Origin of the sequence: Paraburkholderia eburnea, from assembly GCF_002917095.1 — a bacterium.
Lineage (GTDB): Bacteria > Pseudomonadota > Gammaproteobacteria > Burkholderiales > Burkholderiaceae > Paraburkholderia > Paraburkholderia eburnea.
This window is the reverse complement of the sequence record NZ_PQGA01000004.1, coordinates 194,789-212,907: the sequence shown is the minus strand read 5'-3', so window position 1 is coordinate 212,907 and position 18,119 is coordinate 194,789. Positions and strand designations below refer to the sequence as shown.

The 18,119-nt window shown below is 64.5% G+C and carries 14 protein-coding genes; 4 read left to right on the top strand and 10 right to left on the bottom strand.

Features of this window, described 5'->3' with window-relative positions; genetic code table 11:
- Positions 1-110: 110 nt before the first annotated feature.
- From B0G62_RS11520 to B0G62_RS11480, 9 genes are all read right to left on the bottom strand, one after another.
- A complete protein-coding gene (locus tag B0G62_RS11520; protein ID WP_103704305.1) occupies positions 111-758 on the bottom strand; it encodes a DUF2894 domain-containing protein in 648 nt (215 codons plus the stop codon).
- On the bottom strand, positions 751-1,416 hold the full coding sequence (locus tag B0G62_RS11515) for an OmpA family protein (protein ID WP_103704304.1): 666 nt from the start codon (positions 1,414-1,416) through the stop codon (positions 751-753). The genes B0G62_RS11520 and B0G62_RS11515 overlap by 8 nt, the downstream gene beginning before the upstream one ends.
- Positions 1,413-4,421, bottom strand: coding sequence for a DUF802 domain-containing protein (locus B0G62_RS11510; RefSeq protein ID WP_103704303.1), 3,009 nt, complete (start codon positions 4,419-4,421; stop codon positions 1,413-1,415). The genes B0G62_RS11515 and B0G62_RS11510 overlap by 4 nt, the downstream gene beginning before the upstream one ends.
- A 10-nt stretch (positions 4,422-4,431) precedes the next feature.
- Entirely contained in the window at positions 4,432-5,220 is a 789-nt protein-coding gene (locus tag B0G62_RS11505; protein WP_103704302.1) for a DUF3348 domain-containing protein, read from the bottom strand.
- A 246-nt stretch (positions 5,221-5,466) separates the two neighbouring features.
- Positions 5,467-6,318 (bottom strand): carbohydrate ABC transporter permease, encoded by an 852-nt coding sequence (locus tag B0G62_RS11500; protein ID WP_103704301.1) that lies wholly within the window; start codon positions 6,316-6,318, stop codon positions 5,467-5,469.
- 10 nt (positions 6,319-6,328) lie between these two features.
- Positions 6,329-7,258 (bottom strand): carbohydrate ABC transporter permease, encoded by a 930-nt coding sequence (locus B0G62_RS11495; RefSeq protein WP_103704300.1) that lies wholly within the window; start codon positions 7,256-7,258, stop codon positions 6,329-6,331.
- 63 nt (positions 7,259-7,321) lie between these two features.
- Positions 7,322-8,575 carry an ABC transporter substrate-binding protein gene (locus B0G62_RS11490; RefSeq protein WP_103704299.1) on the bottom strand — a complete coding sequence of 418 codons (1,254 nt, stop codon included), beginning with the start codon at positions 8,573-8,575 and terminating at the stop codon, positions 7,322-7,324.
- 25 nt (positions 8,576-8,600) lie between these two features.
- On the bottom strand, positions 8,601-10,586 hold the full coding sequence (locus tag B0G62_RS11485; protein ID WP_103704298.1) for a beta-galactosidase: 1,986 nt from the start codon (positions 10,584-10,586) through the stop codon (positions 8,601-8,603).
- 22 nt (positions 10,587-10,608) lie between these two features.
- On the bottom strand, positions 10,609-11,793 hold the full coding sequence (locus B0G62_RS11480; RefSeq protein ID WP_103704297.1) for an ABC transporter ATP-binding protein: 1,185 nt from the start codon (positions 11,791-11,793) through the stop codon (positions 10,609-10,611).
- A 243-nt stretch (positions 11,794-12,036) separates the two neighbouring features.
- On the opposite strand from B0G62_RS11480, the gene B0G62_RS11475 reads away from it, so the two are divergent.
- Positions 12,037-13,116, top strand: a complete 1,080-nt coding sequence (locus B0G62_RS11475) for a LacI family DNA-binding transcriptional regulator (protein ID WP_103704296.1) — start codon at positions 12,037-12,039, stop codon at positions 13,114-13,116.
- A gap of 15 nt (positions 13,117-13,131) precedes the next feature.
- Here B0G62_RS11475 and B0G62_RS11470 read toward each other — a convergent pair whose 3' ends face one another.
- Positions 13,132-13,830, bottom strand: coding sequence for a TetR/AcrR family transcriptional regulator (locus B0G62_RS11470; protein WP_103704295.1), 699 nt, complete (start codon positions 13,828-13,830; stop codon positions 13,132-13,134).
- A gap of 52 nt (positions 13,831-13,882) precedes the next feature.
- Between B0G62_RS11470 and shc the strand changes: the two genes are divergently transcribed.
- From shc to B0G62_RS11455, 3 genes are all read left to right on the top strand, one after another.
- On the top strand, positions 13,883-15,940 hold the full coding sequence (gene shc / locus B0G62_RS11465) for a squalene--hopene cyclase (protein WP_103704294.1): 2,058 nt from the start codon (positions 13,883-13,885) through the stop codon (positions 15,938-15,940).
- Between the two features lie 259 nt (positions 15,941-16,199).
- Positions 16,200-17,153 carry a chemotaxis protein gene (locus B0G62_RS11460; RefSeq protein ID WP_103704293.1) on the top strand — a complete coding sequence of 318 codons (954 nt, stop codon included), beginning with the start codon at positions 16,200-16,202 and terminating at the stop codon, positions 17,151-17,153.
- Between the two features lie 244 nt (positions 17,154-17,397).
- A complete protein-coding gene (locus tag B0G62_RS11455; RefSeq protein ID WP_103704292.1) occupies positions 17,398-18,015 on the top strand; it encodes a histidine phosphatase family protein in 618 nt (205 codons plus the stop codon).
- Positions 18,016-18,119: the final 104 nt, after the last annotated feature.

Below are 18,119 nucleotides of genomic sequence, written 5' to 3'. Positions count from 1 at the left end.
GAACGACGGCGTCGCCACGAACCCGTCGGCGGTCTCGCCCGAGAACATCTGCCCCGAGTCGATCGGGCCACGGAAGGCGCGACGGGCGACGCGCGGATGGCCGCGTGTTTCTAGCGTGCGCGGGTGCGCCGGGGTTTTTTCGCGGTGCTCGTCTGGGCGGCTTGAGCGGCGGGCGGCGCGATACCCGCGTGCAGATCTTCGAGCCACGCAAGTCCATCGGCATAGGCCAGAAATTGGCGCAGATAACCGGGCGAGAGGTCGCGCATGAGAAAGAGCGCGCGGTGCACCAGGCTGCTGGAATTGAGCGGGCCCGCGTTTTTCGGCACCTGATCGAGCGACTGTTGCACCTGCTGGTCGGCGCTGACCTTCGACCAGACATCGCGGAAATAATCGAGCAGCGCGGCGGGCGCACCGTCGCGTGCGTCGCGCGACATCGCGTCGATCAACGCGGCGAAGGCGTTGTTTGCAGGCGTCTCGTTCGCGGGCGCGGCTTGCGCGGATTCGGTCTCGATCCGCTGCGAATAAGCCGCGAGTCGCGTTTCGATACGCGCATCGAGCACGCCGCGCGCTGTGCCGGCCAGCGCCCGCGCGCGCTTTTCCAGCGCGTCGAGCATCGCGAAGCCAACCGGGTCGAGGCGATCGGCGCCTTGCGCTCGCCAGGCGTCGAGCGTCGCGCGCGCATCACGGCAGCCGCTGCTGTACGGCGGATTCGATGCCTGCGCAACGTTTTGCGCGTCGATACGCACGTCGTCACTCATGAGCGTTCTGCGTCTTCGCAGCGGCGTTGCTCACGCTCGACGAGCGCGGCACGGGGGCGATTTCCACGCGGCGATTTTTCGCGCGGCCGGCTTCGTCGGCGTTGGAACTGACCGGCTGCTCCGACCCGAACGCCGCCGCGAACACCGATGCCGCCGGCACGCCCGCATCGATGAACGCGCGCGTGACGGTCAGCGCGCGCTCGGCGGACAGCTCCCAGTTGTCGGCGAAGCGGCGATTGCCCGCGTGGACCTGCTGGTCGTCGGCGAAACCGCTCACCATGAGGATTTCGTCGCGGTCGTGCAGATACGCCGTGAGCGGGCCCGCGAGGCTCTTGAGCAGTTCGCGTCCCTCCGGCTGCAACTGGTCGGAATTGAGCGCGAACAGCACGCTGCCGCTGATGCCGATGCGCCCGTTCACGAGCGTCACGCGTCCCGCCGCGAGCGGGCCGGCCAGCGCCTGTTCGAGCGTCTGGCGCCGCTGCGCTTCGAGCTGGCGCGCCTTGACCTCGTGCGCGAGGCGCGAGGACGCTTCCATCTGCATGCCGATCACCCCGACGAGGATCAGCACGAACGCGCCCAGCAGCGCCGCCATCAGGTCGCCGAACGCGGCCCAGACCGGCGCGGTGGGCTCTACGCCGCCGTCGATCTCGTCGTTCATGCGGCTTCGCTTCCGGCCAGGCGTTGCAGGCTATCGACGATCTGCTTCTGCGACAGCAGGCTCAGATCGACCACTTCGCGCGCCTGCGCGACGTAGTAGGCGAGCTGGTCGTCGCTGCGCGCGAGCGACTTGTCGAGCGCGGCTTCGATGCGTTCGAGTTGCATCATGAGCTTGTCGTTCGAGGCGCCGAAGTGCTGCACGGCCACGCCGAAGGCGTCGCCGAGACTGGCGACTTCGACGGCGCTGCCGGTGACCTGGGCCGCGACGCCTTCGAGCGTCTGCGCGCCGGCTTCGACCTGCTGGTCGAAGCGCGCGCCCACGCGCTCGAGCAGGCCCGCCGACGTATCGACCAGCGCGCCGATGGCCGCGCGCTGTTCGGTGCTCGCGTGGTTCACGGCGTCGAGCAGCGTGGTGACGGTGGCGAGCAGGCGGCCGCGCTCCTCCAGCATCGCGGTGTCCTGCACCATGCTTTCGTGGAGCTTCTGGCGCAGTTCCGCGACGACTTCGGCGGCCACGCGCGGCGCCTCCGAAGCGGCTTCGACGAGACGCGCGATTTCGGCGATGGTGCCGTTGGCGTGGGCTTCGGTTTGTGCGGAGATGGCGTTGGCCGTTTGCGCGAGTGCTTCGCAGATGGCCTGCTGGCGCTCGGCGGCTTGCGTGCTGGCGGCTTGCCACGCGCTTGCGTTGGCTTCGGCGGCACGCGCGATTTCGACAATCGTGCCCTTGGCGTGGGTTTCGGTTTGCGTCGAGATGGCGTTGGCGGTTTGCGTCAAAGCTTCGCAGATGGCTTGCTGGCGTTCCGCCGCGTGCGTGCTGGCGGCCTGCCAGGCGTTTGCATTGGCTTCGGCGGCGCGCGCGATTTCGGCAATCGTGCCCTTGGCGTGAGCTTCGGTTTGCGCCGAAATGGCGTTGGCCGTTTGAGCAAGTGCTTCGCAGATGGCTTGCTGGCGCTCGGCGGCTTGCGTGCTGGCGGCTTGCCACGCGCTTGCGTTGACTTCGGCGGCGCGGGCGATTTCAGCGATGGTGCTTTTGGCGTGGGCTTCGGTTTGCGCCGAGATGTCATTGGCCGTTTGCGCAAGCGCGTCGCAGATGGCTTGCTGGCGTTCTGCGGCTTGCGTGCTTGCCGCCTGCCATGCTGTTGCATTCGCTTCAGCGGCGCGTGCGATTTCAGCAATCGTGCCCTTGGCGTGGGCCTCGGTTTGCGTCGAAATGGCGTTAGCCGTCTGCGCGAGCGCATCGCAGATCGCCTGCTGACGCTGTTCCGCCTGCGTGCTCGCTGCCTGCCATGCCGTCGACGAAGCCTCGGCGACGCGCGTGATTTCGGCGATGGTGCTGTTCGTATGCGCCTCGGCCTGCGCCGCGATCGTGCCGGCGGTGCTCGCAAGCGTCTCGCAAACGTCCTGCTGGCGTTGCGCCGCCTGCGTGCTGGCCGCTTGCCACGCCGCCGCTGCGGCCTCTGCAGCGCGGGCGATTTCGGCGAGCGTGCTGTTCGCGTGCGCCTCGGTGCGCGCGACGATCTCGTCGGCGGTCTGCGCCAGCGTCGTGCAGATCGCCTGCTGCTGCCCAGCCGCCTGCGTGCCCGCCACGCGCCATTCGTCGCGCAGCGACGTGCTTATCGCGTCGAGCGTGTCGCGCCAGGCCGCGAGGCGCGCCTCGTCGCGCGCGGCAAGCTGCGTCTGCAAGTCGGTCTGCGCCTCGCCCACAGCGCGCACGAGCGCCGCCGCGTGCTGCTCGAACGTGGCGGCCGCAGCGGCCAGCGCCTGCTGGTTGTCGCCCGCGAGTTTTTCGCCGGCTTGTTCCTGGCGCGTCAGCGCTTCCTGCCACGACTGCGAAACCCCCGCCGCCGAAGCTGCGAGGCGCGCATCCACGTCCCGCACCAGATGCGCCGAACGCGTTTCGAACGTGGCGCTAAAGCGCTCCAGTGCGCCTTGCAGATCGTCCGCGAGCGCTTCGCCCGCGCGGCGCTGCTCGTCGAGCGCGGCGTTCCAGATGCCCGCGACGCGCGTGGCATTGGCCTCGAAGCCGGACGTGAGGCCGTCGAGCTGGCGCTGCACGGCCTGGGTCAGCGTGCTGTGCAGCGCGGCGCTTTCGCGCGCGAGACCCGCCATCGTCGCTTCGACGACCGGCGCGAAGGCCGCGCCGGCGGCGCGCGCGCTTTCGGCGGCACTGGCCTTGAGCGAGTCGCCCACCGTCGAGGCGAGGCGCGCATAAGCCGCCTGGGCATTGCCGAGGAAAGCCTCCTGGCTGGCGATCTGACGCTCGCCGAGCGTCGTGCTCTGGCGCTCGATCACGGCCATCATCGACTGGAGACGCTCGGCCAGCAGCGGCAGAGCGTCGGCCTGGCGCTGCATCAGCGCAAAGCTCGCCTCGCGCTGATGCGCGTGCGAGAACGGGCGCAGCGTGGTGGCGATCTGCGCGTCGAGGTGCTGGGCGGCTTCGATGCGCTCGCGGCGGCACAGCGCCGACAGCAGACCCAGCATCGCCGAACTGGCGACGCCCGCAATCGAGGTGCCGAACGCGAAGCCGAGTCCGCGGATCGGACCGGCGAGCGCCGTGCGGATGCCGTCGAGATCGCTCGCGCCGTCGAGTGCGATGCCGGTGCCGCGCAGCGTCGTCACCATGCCGAGCAGCGTGCCGAGCATGCCGAGCAGCACCAGCATGCCGACCAGATAGGGTGTGAGCGCAGGTCCTGGCAGGGCCGCGCGCTCGCCTTCGACGCGCGCGCGCACGGCGCTGCGCAGACTCGGATGCAGACGCTCTAGCCAGGCGCCCAGCGAGGCGGGCGCGGCGGCGGCAGGCGCGCTCAGCGAGTTCACGGCTTGCGCCAGGCTGCCGGTGGCCTGCCGGTAGCGGCGCAATTCGAGCGCGCCCCCCACATAGCAGGCGCCGATCAGGACCGTGACGGCGAGCGCGAGCGGATTGGAGCCGACGTAGGCGGCGCCGATCCAGCAAACCGCGAGCAGGCCGGCGATGAAAACAACGAGATCGATGCGAAGTCTGGACATAGTGTCTGCGTTAGCGGGCGCGAAGGGCCGCGAGCAGCCCTTCGACCGGTTGAAACCGAACATCCAGTTCGGCGAGCAACAGGCTCTGCATATCTTTACGGAACGTGGTCAGCCACGCGCCGGTTTTACTGTTCGCGCTATCTGTGTGCGCTTCTGCTTGCGCCTGGGCTTCGGCTTGAGCTTCGGCTTGAGCTTCGGCCGCCTGCGCGGCCTTGCGCAGACGCTCGAAATGCTTGCCCAGCAGGCCGGGCACTGCGCCCAGCAAGGCGCGCTCGCGCACGGCAAGCGAGCGCTCCATCACCGCATCGAGCGCAGCCAGCTTCGCCATGGCCGACGACTGCGCCGCGAGCCGGTTGCGCAGCCGCGTGCGCAGGTCGCCGATATCGGCTTCCATCTTCTGCTGGAGCGCCAGATAGCACTGGCGGAACACCGCATAGTCAGCGGGCATATCCGGTACTTCCTGCACCTGCTGCGCGCGCGCGTGGCGCGCGCTCTGGCGCGGCGGCGCGAGCACGCCGTCGGTGACGATGGCCTTCGACAGCGCCGAGCGCAGGCTCAGGCAGCGCTGCGCCTCGTCCTCGCCGTCACCGCGCGAGGTGCTGGGCGAAGCGCCGCCCATGGCGGGCGCAGGCGCGCTGAGCACCGTCGAGAGCGCGATCGCATCCGTCCAGCCGAGCCACTGGCTCAGCCGGTCGGCTAACGGCTGCTGCGAGGCTTGCACGTCGGTTTCGCCGATGCGCGCAAGCAGACGAACGAGGGCCGGACCGGTCAGGGCCGTCCGCTGCGGGGGTTGGACCATACCACAAGAGACAAAAAAGGCTGCAGTTTACACGGCGCAGCGTCCTCGATCGTGCTTTTGCGTCCGGAGGTGGGGGATTTTATGTGGGGCGGGGGAAGGGGATGGAGCTGCGGCGTCCGATCGCGAAATCGGGAAAGCCCGTGATGCACGCGAGGCCTGTCGAGCCGATGCGAACCGTCCGGCGCTTCGGTAGGCTGAAGGGAGGGGTCTGGAATCGCGTATTTCTTGCTGGCGCTTGAATTTGCCTCACCCCTTCGTCGCCCCAAACGTCAGCCCCGCAACAAAATGCTTCTGCATCGCGAAGAACATCGCGACCGACGGCAGCGCTGCGAGAATCGAACCCGCCGAAACCAGATTCCACGCCGTCGTCCATTGCCCCTTAAGCGCGGCCACGCCCACCGTAATAGGCGCGGCATCATCGCCTTGTGTGAGACACAGCGCCCAGAAATAATCGTTCCAGACGAACGTGAAAACGAGAATCGCCAGCGCCGCGAGCGCCGGCCGAATCAGCGGCAGAATGATGCGAAAAAACACCGTCCACTCATTGGCACCCTCGATACGCGCCGCCTCCACCAGTTCAAACGGCAACTGCTTGATGAAATTGCGCAGAAACAGCGCACAAAACCCAGTCTGAAACGACAGGTGAAACAGAATCAATCCGCCCACCGAGTTATACAGCCCAAGCTTGAGCGTGAGATCGCGCACGGGAATCATCAGCACCTGAATCGGCACGAAGTTGCCCGCGACGAAAGCCGCAAAGAGCGCCGAATTTCCCGGAAACCGATAGATCGCCAGCGCGAACCCCGCCATCGCCGCAAGCGCAATCGCGCAGGCCACGGAGGGCACCGTAATCAACACGCTATTCCAGAAGTAATGCAGCATCGGCGACGTAGTCAGTGCCTCGCGATAATTTTCGATCAGCGCGAAGTGCTTCGGCCAGCCCCAGTAATTGCCTTCGCTGAGTTCATCAGTAGAGCGTATCGATGTCACTAGAACCGCGATCATCGGCAGTAGCCAGATCAGCAGCGCGATTGGCAGCGAGAGCTTGTAGAGGCGCCGCGGCGCGGGCTTCCATTTGTCGATGGGAATCGGAAACATATCGATGACCTCAATGCTCGCTTTTGAGCAGCCGCCGCAGGTGATAGACGATATAGAGCAGCATGATCGCGAACAGCACGACCGCTATTGCCGCCGAATAACCGAGCCGGTAATACTTGATCGCCTGGTCGTACATGTAATAGGCCAGCACGGTCGAACTTTCGAACGGTCCGCCGCCCGTCATCACCGATATCAGATCGAAGCTGCGCAGCGCGCCAATGACGGTCACGACAACCGCCATGAAAGTTACGGGCCGCAATTGCGGCAGGATCACATGCCAGAGCAGCGTCCAGCCTTTCGCGCCTTCCATGCGCGCGGCTTCGATCTGTTCGCTGTTGAGCGTAGTGAGGCCGGTGAGATACAAAATCATGCAATAGGCGGTTTGCGGCCAGAGCGCGGCGAAAATGATGCCGGGCGTGGCGTAATGCGGGTCGCCCAGCACCGGAATGCCGTGACCGAGAATGACCGCGAGCAGGCCGAAGGTCGGGTCGTAAAACCATGAATAGATCAGCCCGACCACCACGCCCGAGAGCACAAAGGGCGCAAAAAACAGCGATTTGACGATGCGGATGCCGGCCACGGCCTGGTTCAGATACAGCGCGATGGCGAGCCCCATCGGCGGCGCGAGCAGGAACAGCAGCAGCCAGATGACATTGTTCTTGAGTGCGGTATAGAAGGTGGCCGCGTGAAACAGCTCGACGTAATTGGCGAGGCCAATGAAACCCGGCTCGCTCATGCCATCCCAGTTGTAGAACGAGATGCGGATCGTCGACAGAATCGGCCAGACCACGTAGATCGCCACCATGATGCAGGCGGGAGCCAGAAAGAGCGCGGCCGCGCGGCGTTGGCGGCGCGCCGTGGGCGAGACGCGGCGACGCGGTTTGCCATGCGGTTGCGCTGCGCTGCGGCCAGTCGATGGACGAGTCGTTGAGGGCGTCACTGCTTACCTCCAGAGCAATCCGCGCGGCGACGCGGCCCCATGAGCGCCGCGTCGCCACGCAATTCACTTCTTGTAGATGCGCTTACGCGTCTCTTCCAGTTGCGCGAGAATCGAATCGATCTTCGTCGGATCGGCGATGAATTGCTGCATGCCTTTCATGCCTTCGTCGGCCATTTCCTTGGTCATGTCGCGATCATAGAACTGCGCGATGCCGCCCTTCGTATTCGCGAGAATCTGGAAGCCGATCTTCGAAATCGGATCGTCCGGTTCCGGCGACTTGCTGTTGGCCGACAGCGAACCGAGTCCCTTGGCCAGTTGCGCGCCGACATCGGGCGTTTGCGTGAAAGCGAGGAACGCGCGCGCATCGGCCTTGTTCTTCGCCTTGGCCGGAATGTGCAGCGATTCGACCGGGCCGTCTTCGGCGGTCGGCACGTTCGGGTCGATGATGGGGAACTGGAAGTAGCCCATCTGCTGCTTCACCGTCGGGCTGAAGCCGCCTGTGATAAACGTGCCCATCAGCATCATCGCGGCCTTGCCCTGGAAAAGGAAAGGCTGGGCGGCGTCAAGATCGTAGGATAGCGAATTATCGATGAAATACCCCGCGTCGATCAATTGCTTCCAGGTCGTGTATACCTTCTTCACACGCGGGTCGGTATAGGGCACTTCGCCGGCCATCAACTGCTGATGGAACTTGTTGCCGTTCAGGCGCAGGTCGAGATAATCGAACCAGCCCGCAAGCGTCCACGCGTCGCGCCCGCCCACGGCGATCGGCGCGATGCCGGCGGCCTTGAGCTTCTTGCAGTCGTCGAGGAATTCATTCCACGTTTTGGGTTCGCCGGCGATGCCCACCTTCTGGAACAGGTCCTTGCGATAGAACATGCCCCACGAGTAGTAGACCGTGGGCGCTGCGTACTGCTTGCCCTTATACGACGAAGCCTCCTTGGTCGAGGCATACATGCTGTCCCAGTTGTTCTTCTGCCACTCGGGCGACAAGTCCTCGAACAGGCCGCGTTGCGCGTAATAAGCCATGCGTTCGCCGTCGTGCCAGTTCACGATGTCGGGCGGCGCGGTCGTGAGCCAATTCGGCAACTGCACCTTATAGGCCTCCTCATCGACGAACGACACCTTCACTTCCGTGCCGGGATGCGTCTTCTTGAACTCGTCGATGACCTGCGTCCACACGGCGCGCTGGCTGGCGCCCTTGAACGCGATGTTGACTTCCAGCGTGCCCGCCTGTGCTGTTGTCGCGAACGCGCCCGTGAGCGTGGCCGTCGCGAGCGCGACAGCGGCGAGCAGGGTGCGGGGTTTCGTTCTCATGGCCTGTCTCCTGGGTTTTACGTCGTTATTTGTGCTGCGTGCGGTAAGCGGCGACACCTTGCGCTTCGATCTCGCGCTGGCCGATCACGATGGCCAGATCGGGGACGCCGGCGTCGATGCGGTGCGTGCCTGGCCCATAGTTGAACACCCACGTGAGGCCGCCGCGTCGGCTCACGCGCAGCGCGTCGCCCAGCGGCGTGGGTTCGAGTCCGGCGGCGCGTGCGATTTGCGCGAATAGCGCGGCAGTGGTCGTATCGTCAAAAAGGCTCGCCAGGTAATGGATCTTGTCATGCGTGAGCCACGCGGGATGGCCGTCACCGAAACGTGCGCGAATTTCCGTTGCGCCCGCATCGATGTCGATCAAGTCGCGCCAGTGGCGTGCCTGGCCTTCGGGCAGCGCGTCGGCATCGAAGATCACGGTTTCGGTCACGTTGGGCCGCAGCGATTCCACACGCCACACGCGCAGCGGCAGCAGCGCGGCCAACGGTCCAGGCGGCAGATTCGCGGGGATTTGCAGATCCACGGTCTTGGAGCCGGTGCGTGGCCCGAGGATGACCTGTGCGCCCGATTGCGCAAGACGCTGCGCGAAATCGTCGGGCACGACGGGCAGCGGCGGCACCACGATCAATTGATAGCGGTCGAGCGGGGCGTTCACGGGAACGATATCGACATCGAAACCCAGCGAGCGCAGCGCCGAATAGTATTCGACGGCAAAGCGCGGATAGTGAAAATCGGCGCCTTGCGGATGGACTTCGAAAAGCCACTTCGCTTCGTAGTCGAACACCAGCGCGACGCGCGTATCGACGCGCGCATTCGCGTCGGCCTGTGGATCGGCCAGCACCGTGCGAATTTCCTCGGCCACGCGCGCGGCTTCGCTGCCGCCGATATCGAGCCGATTGTCGGGCGTGTTCAGTCCCGCGTGCATCTGCTCCTGCGCGAACGGCGCCTGACGCCAGCGGAAATACGACACGCAGCCCGCGCCATGCGCGAACGCCTCCCAACTCCATAGCCGCACCATGCCGGGCAGCGGCGCGGGATTCCAGTGTGCCCAGTTCACGGGGCCGGGCTGCTGCTCCATCACCCAGAACGGCAACTTCGACATGCCGCGATATACATCGTGATTGAACGAGGCAAAGTCCGGGTGCCCCGTGCGCAGATAACGCGCCTTGATTTCCGGCGCGTACCACTGCTCTTCGAGCGCACCGAGCGGATAGCTGTCCCACGTCGCCACGTCCAGATCGGCGGCGACCTTGTAGTGATCGAACTCCGTGAACAGTTGCATGAAGTTGTGCGCAATCGGGCGGCCCGGCGAATGCGCGCGAATGATTTCGACCTGCATCAGGTTATAGCGGCGCACCTCGTCCGAGGCAAAGCGGCGATAGTCGAGCCGGTGCGAAGGATGCGCTTCCGTCACGGTGCCGATGGGCGCATCGATTTCGTCGAAGCTGCGGTACTCCATGCTCCAGAACACCGTGCCCCACGCCGTGTTCAGCGCGCCGATGTTGCCGTAGCGTGCCGCGAGCCACGCACGAAAGCGCGTCACGGCGGCCTCCGAATAGCTCACGACCGTGTTGTGGCAACCGTATTCGTTATCGGTCTGCCAGTAAGCCACGGCGGGGTGCCGGCCGTAGCGTTGCGCGACCGCTTCGCAGATGCGCCGCGATGCTTCGAACCACACGGGCGAGGAGAAATCGTAATGACGTCGCGAGCCGAAGGCGCGCGCACGGCCATCGGCACCCACCGGCAGGATCTCGGGGTGGCGGTCGATCAGCCACTTGGGCGGCGTGGCGGTAGGCGTGCACATCACCACTTTGAGACCGGCCTCGCCGAGCGTGTCGATGGCGCGATCGAGCCAGCCCCAATCGTATTCGCCGGGCGACGGTTCGATGCGGCTCCAAGCGAATTCGGCGATGCGGACCTGTTCGATGCCGAGCGCCTTCATGCGCGCGGCGTCGTCCTTCCACATCGCTTCCGGCCAGTGCTCCGGGTAATAGCAGACTCCAAGACGCATGCCTGTGTCCTCTCTCATGGGGTTACGCGCGCTGCGCGGCGGATTCAAGGGATGGCGCATCGAGCGGCGCGAGCGCGAAGCCGTCCGGCGCGAACAGATGACATTGCGCGGCGTGCGCGCGGAACCGCGCCGTGTCGCCCGGCGCGAATCGTGCGTCGCCGGGCGCTTTGGCGATCAGCACCGTGCCGCCGGGCTGGTCGAGATGCACGTAGCTATGCTCGCCGAGCGCTTCCACCAGGGTGACCGTGCGCGCGAGCGTGAGGGATTCTCCGGAGCGCGTGCCGCTGCCGTTGCCCGATGCGGCGATCAATTCCAGATGCTCAGGCCGCACACCGAACGTGACCGGCGTGCCCGCTGCGAGTGCGCTGCCTTGCAGCGGCAGTCGCACCGTTTCGCGGCTACCGTCGAACGTGACGCTCACGCCTTGCGCATCGACGCCATTCACGGTTGCAGGCAGAAAGTTCATGCGCGGCGAACCGATGAAGCCCGCCACAAAACGGCTCGCAGGGCGGTGATAGAGTTCGAGCGGTGCACCCACCTGGGCGATGCTTCCATACAATTCGGTATCCTTACCGCTATGCAGAAGGACGATTTTATCGGCGAGTGTCATCGCTTCGATCTGGTCATGCGTCACGTAGACCACACTGGCCTCGGCAAACTGCTTGTGAAGCCGCGCGATTTCGATGCGGGTCTGGCCGCGCAGCGTGGCGTCCAGGTTAGAAAGCGGTTCGTCGAACAGGAAGACGCCCGGCTCGCGCACGATTGCACGGCCAATCGCCACGCGTTGGCGTTGGCCGCCGGAAAGCGCTTTCGGATGACGCTCCAGCAGCGCTTCAAGCTGAAGAATGCGCGCGGCCTCGCGTACCTTGCGGTCGATATCCGCCTTGGGCGTCTTCGCGAGCTTCAGGCCGAAGGCCATGTTCTCGTACACCGTCATGTGCGGAAACAGCGCGTAGCTCTGGAACACCATCGCCACGCCACGCTGCGCGGCGGGCACGTCGTTCACGAGTTTGCCGCCAATCGACACGTCGCCGTCGCTCACGTCTTCGAGGCCCGCGATCATGCGCAGCAGGGTGGATTTGCCGCAACCCGAAGGCCCGAGAAATACGCAGAACTCGTTCTTGCCGATCTCCAGATCGACGTTGCGTATCACCGGCGCGTTGTCGCCGTAGGCCTTCTGCACACCTCGCAAGGAAATGCTCGCCATTCGTCCCGTCTCCGTGTTTTAATCAGCGCGACGCTTGAGATTAAGCGCTTAATCAGGTCAGCTAAAAAAATCGATCGTGGGCGCGATCGTTGGCTGCCAGACGCGGTGTCTCCAATTTTGCTGGATTAATTGCGTTACCTCTGGGCGAGTGCAACGCTGGGATGCGAGGCCAATGGTGCCGCCGTCTGAGCCGATCAGGCAAATGTTGAAAGGCATTCCCAAATATTGAGATGACGAGACGCGATGCGTACAACGCCCACACTCCCGCCCCCATTGGCAGCCTCATCGGCCCCTACGCTCGCTGAAGTCGCGCGACACGCGGGCGTCACGCCCGCGACGGTTTCGAACGTGCTGCGCAACCGCGGCCGCGTTGGCGAGGCAACGCGCCAGCGCGTGCTCGAAGCGATCGACGCGCTCGGTTATCGCCCGCATTTGCCGGCCCGCGCGCTCGCGGAAGGGCGTGCGCCCACCATCGCGCTGATGGTGGCGAGCATCGCCAATCCGTTCTACCCCGAGTTCGCGCTCGCGGTGGAAAACGCGCTGCGCAGCAGCGGCCAATTCCTCATCATCTGCAATACCGATGGCGATCCGCACACGGGTCGCGCCTACCTCGAACAGATCGCAGGAACGCTTTCAGCAGGCGTGTTAGTGATGAACGCCAACCTCGATTTCGACGATCTGCGGCTCACCGAATTGCGTGGTGCGCCCGTCGTGCTCTGCATGTGGGAAAAGCCACTCGAACCGCCGGGCCTGCCGTGCGTGGCCGTGGATTTTCGTCTCGCCGGAGAACTGGCGGCGCGGCATCTGATCGAACTGGGACATCGGCGCATTGGTGCGATCGTGGGGAGCAAGGCTCATGGCATCCACGCGGCGCGCTACGACGGTTTCGTGGCCGCGATGGAGGCGGCGGGGCTGGACGCGAAGGACGCGCCCTTGATCCATGCGATCGACACCACGCAGGGCGGCTACGCGGCGGCGCGAGAATTGTTGACGCGGCACCCCGATCTCACCGCGCTTTTCACGACCAATGATCTGCCCGCGCTTGGCGCAATGCAGGCCGCCGCCGATCTCGGTTTCGAGGTGCCGCGCCAGCTTTCGGTGGTCGGCATCACGGATATTCAGTTGGCGAGCGAGTCGCGGCCCGCATTGACGACGGTTGCGGTGCCGACGGTCGAAGCGGCCGAGCTTGGCGTGGCGTTGCTGCGCGAACTGATTGCCGGCGCGGGAAAGAGGGGTGGCCAGGCCGGGCGCGAAGCGAAAGTCTGCGTGGCCTCGGCGCCGCATCTGGTTGTGCGCGCATCGACCGCGCCCGTTTCCAGCTAGCGCTATTGCGACGCTTCAGGTCGCGTTGAACGTCATCTTCTCGATCTGACGCACGACTTCTTCGCGCATCTCCGGCGACATGTCCTGATAGCCGAGCAGATCGGAAATCCACAGGCCGTCGGCGGCGAGTCGGCAGATCATGAGACGCGCGGCTTCTTCGAGCGGCAGCGGATCGGGCCGCGTCCATTTGCGCATGGGCGCGGCGTAGCGCTCGCGAATTTCCGGATCGGTCATCATCGCGGCCACCAGCACGCGCAGCACATTGGTGCTTGCGGCAGGGCTCATTTCGTCGATGCTCGAATGCAGATAGGCTCGCGCCCGCGCGCCGCCGGCGTTGTCGTGATCGGCGGCCAGGCGTGCTTCCATCTGGTGCTCGAAGCGTTCGAGCGTCTGCCCGAACAAGGCGTCAAGGAGTCCTTGCTTATTCGCGAAGTGATATTGAAGCGCGCCCTTGGTCACACCCGCGCGCTCGGCTACCGCGTCGAGCGTGACGGAGGGCACACCCTGATCCGTGGCAATGTCGGACGCCGCCTGCAGCAGTTGCGCGCGCACTTGAACGGGTGCTTTTTTGCGGCGAGTGCCTGAAGCGGGAGCAATGGATGCCGCCCCGATTTCCGGTGCGCCGGGCTGACTGCTCGGACTTTGCGCGGTCGGCGGCATGGCCTCGGCGTGGTCAGCCGGCTCGGCTGGGGCTTTGGCAGGAGTGTTCTTCATGACCGGATCTTACCATTGCGGGCGTCGGCGCTAAACATTCCGGCCGGATGGTATTATTCGCGCCATGAAGAAATCCGACTTGCCATTCGCGGCGCTGCTCGACGCCGCTATCGTCCGGGGACGTGACGCGCTCGCGCGCCGGCAACAGCCCGAAGGGAGCTGGTGTTTCGAGCTTGAATCCGATGCGACGATCACCGCCGAATACATCCTCATGATGCATTTCATGGCGAAGATCGACACCGTGCGCCAGGAAAAAATGGCGCGCTATCTGCGTGATATCCAGCGCCTGGAAACGCACGGCGCATGGGATCTTTACGTGGACGGCGCGCCCGACGTTTCGGCCAGCGTAAAGGCTTACTTCGCGCTCAAGGCCGCGGGCGACAAGGCAAGCGCGCCGCATATGGTGCGCGCGCGCGAAGCCATCCTGAAGCTGGGCGGCGCCGCGAAATCCAACGTGTTCACGCGCATTCTGCTGGCGACGTTCGGCCAGGTGCCGTGGCGGGCCACGCCGTTCATGCCGGTCGAATTCGTGCTGTTCCCGAAGTGGGTGCCGATCTCGATGTACAAGGTCGCCTATTGGGCGCGCACGACAATGGTGCCGTTGCTGGTGCTGTGCTCGCTCAAGGCGCGCGCGAAGAACCCGCATGACGTATCGATCGCCGAGCTGTTCGTCACGCCGCCCGAGCAGGAGCGCGAGTATTTCGCGCGCGGCAAGGGTGTGCGCCGTCTGTTCCTGGCCATGGACCGCTTGTTGCGCCATGTCGATCCGCTGATTCCGGGCGCGTTGCGCAAGCGCGCGGTCAAGCACGCCGAAGCCTGGTGCGCCGAGCGCATGAACGGCGAAGATGGCATGGGCGGGATCTTTCCGCCCATTGTCTATAGCTACCAGATGATGGAAGTGCTTGGGTATCCTGAGGATCACCCGCTGCGCCGCGATTGCGAAAATGCGCTGGAAAAGCTGCTCGTCGAGCGGCCCGACGGCAGTGTGTATTGCCAGCCCTGCCTCTCGCCGGTGTGGGACACGGCCTGGAGCACGATGGCGCTGGAGCAGGCGCTGACCGTTCCCGATGCGCCCGCCCAGGAAGCGAACGAGCCGAATATCCCGCGTGCCGAACTCGAGCAAAAGATCGCGCTCGCCTACGACTGGCTCGCTGCGCGTCAGGTGGACGATATCAAGGGCGACTGGATCGAGAACGTCAAGCCTGACGTGCCGCCTGGCGGCTGGGCCTTCCAGTACGAGAACCCGTATTACCCGGACATCGACGACAGCGCCGTCGTGGTGGCAATGCTGCATCGCCGTGGTCGTCTGCAGAAACAGGTCAGCGGGGCGGACCCGTATGCGGCGCGCGTGACGCTCGCGCTCGACTGGATGCGCGGGCTGCAATCGCGCAACGGCGGCTTCGCTGCCTTCGACGCGGATTGCGATCGTCTTTATCTGAATGCGATTCCGTTCGCCGATCACGGCGCGCTGCTCGATCCGTCGACCGAGGACGTGTCGGGCCGCGTGCTGCTGTGCTTCGGCGTGACGGGCCGCGAAGAGGACAAGGACTCGCTCGCGCGCTGCATCGATTACATCAAGACGACACAGCGCCCCGACGGTAGCTGGTGGGGCCGCTGGGGTACCAACTACATCTACGGTACGTGGAGTGTGCTGGCGGGCCTCGCGCTGGCTGGCGAAGATCCGTCGCAGCCGTATATCGCCCGCGCGCTGGCGTGGCTGCGTGCGCGTCAACATGCCGACGGCGGCTGGGGCGAGACCAACGATAGTTATATCGATGCGGGCCTGGCCGGCACCAACGGCGGCGAAAGCGTGTCGAATTTCACCGCATGGGCGCTGCTCGCGCAAATGGCGTTCGGCGACTTCGAGTCGGAATCGGTGCAACGCGGCATCGCTTATCTGCTTTCGGTGCAGGACAGCGAGGGCTTCTGGTGGCACCGCTCGCACAATGCACCGGGTTTCCCGCGCATCTACTACCTCAAGTATCACGGCTATACCGCGTATTTCCCGCTTTGGGCACTGTCGCGTTACCGGCGGCTGGTGAGCGCCGCGCAGGCGAACACGAGCACCAGCACCAGCACCAAGGAAAGGGCCGAAGCGTTGCCCGCCTGAGTATCGTTTTCCTGAAACGCCACCCTCCAGGTGGCGTTTTTTATGAGCGATATAGTTCGAATAACTAATCAATATCGTGGTCGGATATATTAAAAAATCCTTTCAGATTTCTTTTGTTGTGAATATGAAAACGATGTAATCATCGACTCCCGTTCAAGCTTCGCCGCGCTTTGCCGATATCAAGGACTGGGGCGGTGAGACGCCGCTTTTCAGTGCTCGCCCCAAAGCGCAAGACGACGCAATTCATCAGACAAAATCCATGAAGACGATGCAACCAGGCGTTGACGAACGCACCACGCTGACCAGCAACAACCGATTAGAACTCCTGCTGTTTCGTCTGGGGGAAGCACGTCCGGGCGCCGGGCGCGGCCTCTATGGCATCAACGTGTTCAAGATCCGCGAGATCGTCACGATGCCCGAAGTCACGCCGATTGCGGGTTCGCCCGCGCATCTGGTGGGTGCCGTGGATATTCGCGGGCAGATCATTCCCGTGATCGATATCGCCTCGCTGATCGGTTCGCCGTCGGACAAGCGTCCGCCCATTCTGCTCATCACGGAATTTTCGCGTGGTACGCAAGCGTTCGCCGTGGACGAGGTGGAGGACATCATCCGCCTCGAATGGAAGGAAGTGCTGAGTGCGGAATCGAGCGGCACTTCGGGTTACGTGACGGGAATCGCGCGCATCGGCGCGGGTGATGGCAAGACGCGCCTCGCGCAGGTGCTCGACGTCGAGCAGGTCATGCGCGACGTGTTCCCCGCGCAGCACGAAGACGTCAAGCCGGAAGCGGTAGGCGACGCGCTGCGCACGGAAGGCGGGCGCATTCTCGCCGCCGACGATTCGGGCTTTGCACGCGCGCTGCTCGGCCAGGCGTTGACGGCTCTCGATGCACCGCACGTGATCGCGTCGAACGGCGAAATGGCGTGGCAGATGCTGCTGAAGATCGCCGACGAAGCCGCTAACGAGAACGTGCCGGTGCGCGAGAAGATTTCGCTCGTCATCACGGACCTCGAAATGCCGGAAATGGACGGCTTCATGCTCACGCGCAAGATCAAGGCCGATGCGCGTCTGAAGCATATTCCCGTAATTATCCACTCGTCGCTCACGGGCGCGGCCAATGAAACGCACGCGCGCAACGCAGGCGCAAACGGCTACGTGACGAAGTTCGCGCCGGCCGAATTGTCCGCCGCGATCCGCAAGGCGCTGGCTGCGTAAGCACGCTGAATCCATACCTGAAAATCACTCGCTACCACGAACAATAACGATTCTCTCGGGTTCCGGGTGCTGGCAGTAAAGCCTCGGAACCATTCCGCACCGGCCTTATGGCCGGTTTTTTTCGTCCGATGAAAGTGTCTGGCTTAGGCGCAGCACGCGCGCTGCTGCCTTAAAATGGGTGCCTTTGATGTTCTTGGGCCTTACGTCATGCTTTCGCATGGCGAGCCAATCACGGAGCCAATCCATGTCCGCAGAATCGAACGCGCATCCCGCATCCCGCGAAGTCTGGCTGATCCGCCACGGAGAAACCGAATGGAGTCGCAGCGGGCAGCACACGGGGCGCACGGATATCGGACTGACGGGGCGTGGTCGCGAGCAGGCGCGTGCGCTCGCGAAGCCGCTCGCCGCGCAACATTTCGATGCGGTGCTCTCAAGCCCGATGTCGCGCGCCATCGACACCTGCAAGCTGGCCGGGTTGGGCGATCGGGTGAAGATCTCCGCCGATCTGCACGAATGGAACTACGGCGTGTACGAAGGGCGCAAGACCGCAGATATTCGCCAGACCGAATCCGACTGGAGCGTCTGGCATTCGGCGATACCGGACGGCGAAAATCTCGCGCAGATCGAATCGCGTGCGCGGGGCGTGGTCGATAGCCTGTTGACGATGCTGGGTGACGGCGGACGCATTGCCGTGTTCTCGCATGCGCATTTTCTGCGCGTGCTGGCGGGTTGCTGGATCGGCGATGCGGCGGCGCTGGGCGCGCATTTATATCTTGACACGGCGTCGATCAGCGTCCTGGGCTTCGACCGGGAAAACCGCGCGATCCGCCGCTGGAATGCCAAACCGGAAGGCTGCGAATAAGGCCAATAGCAACAATCCAACTTTCCATAGCAGAACAAAATCGTTCAGCCAGGCGTGTAAATCCCGAAAGATGACGCGACAGCCACTTTCCACGGAACACGACC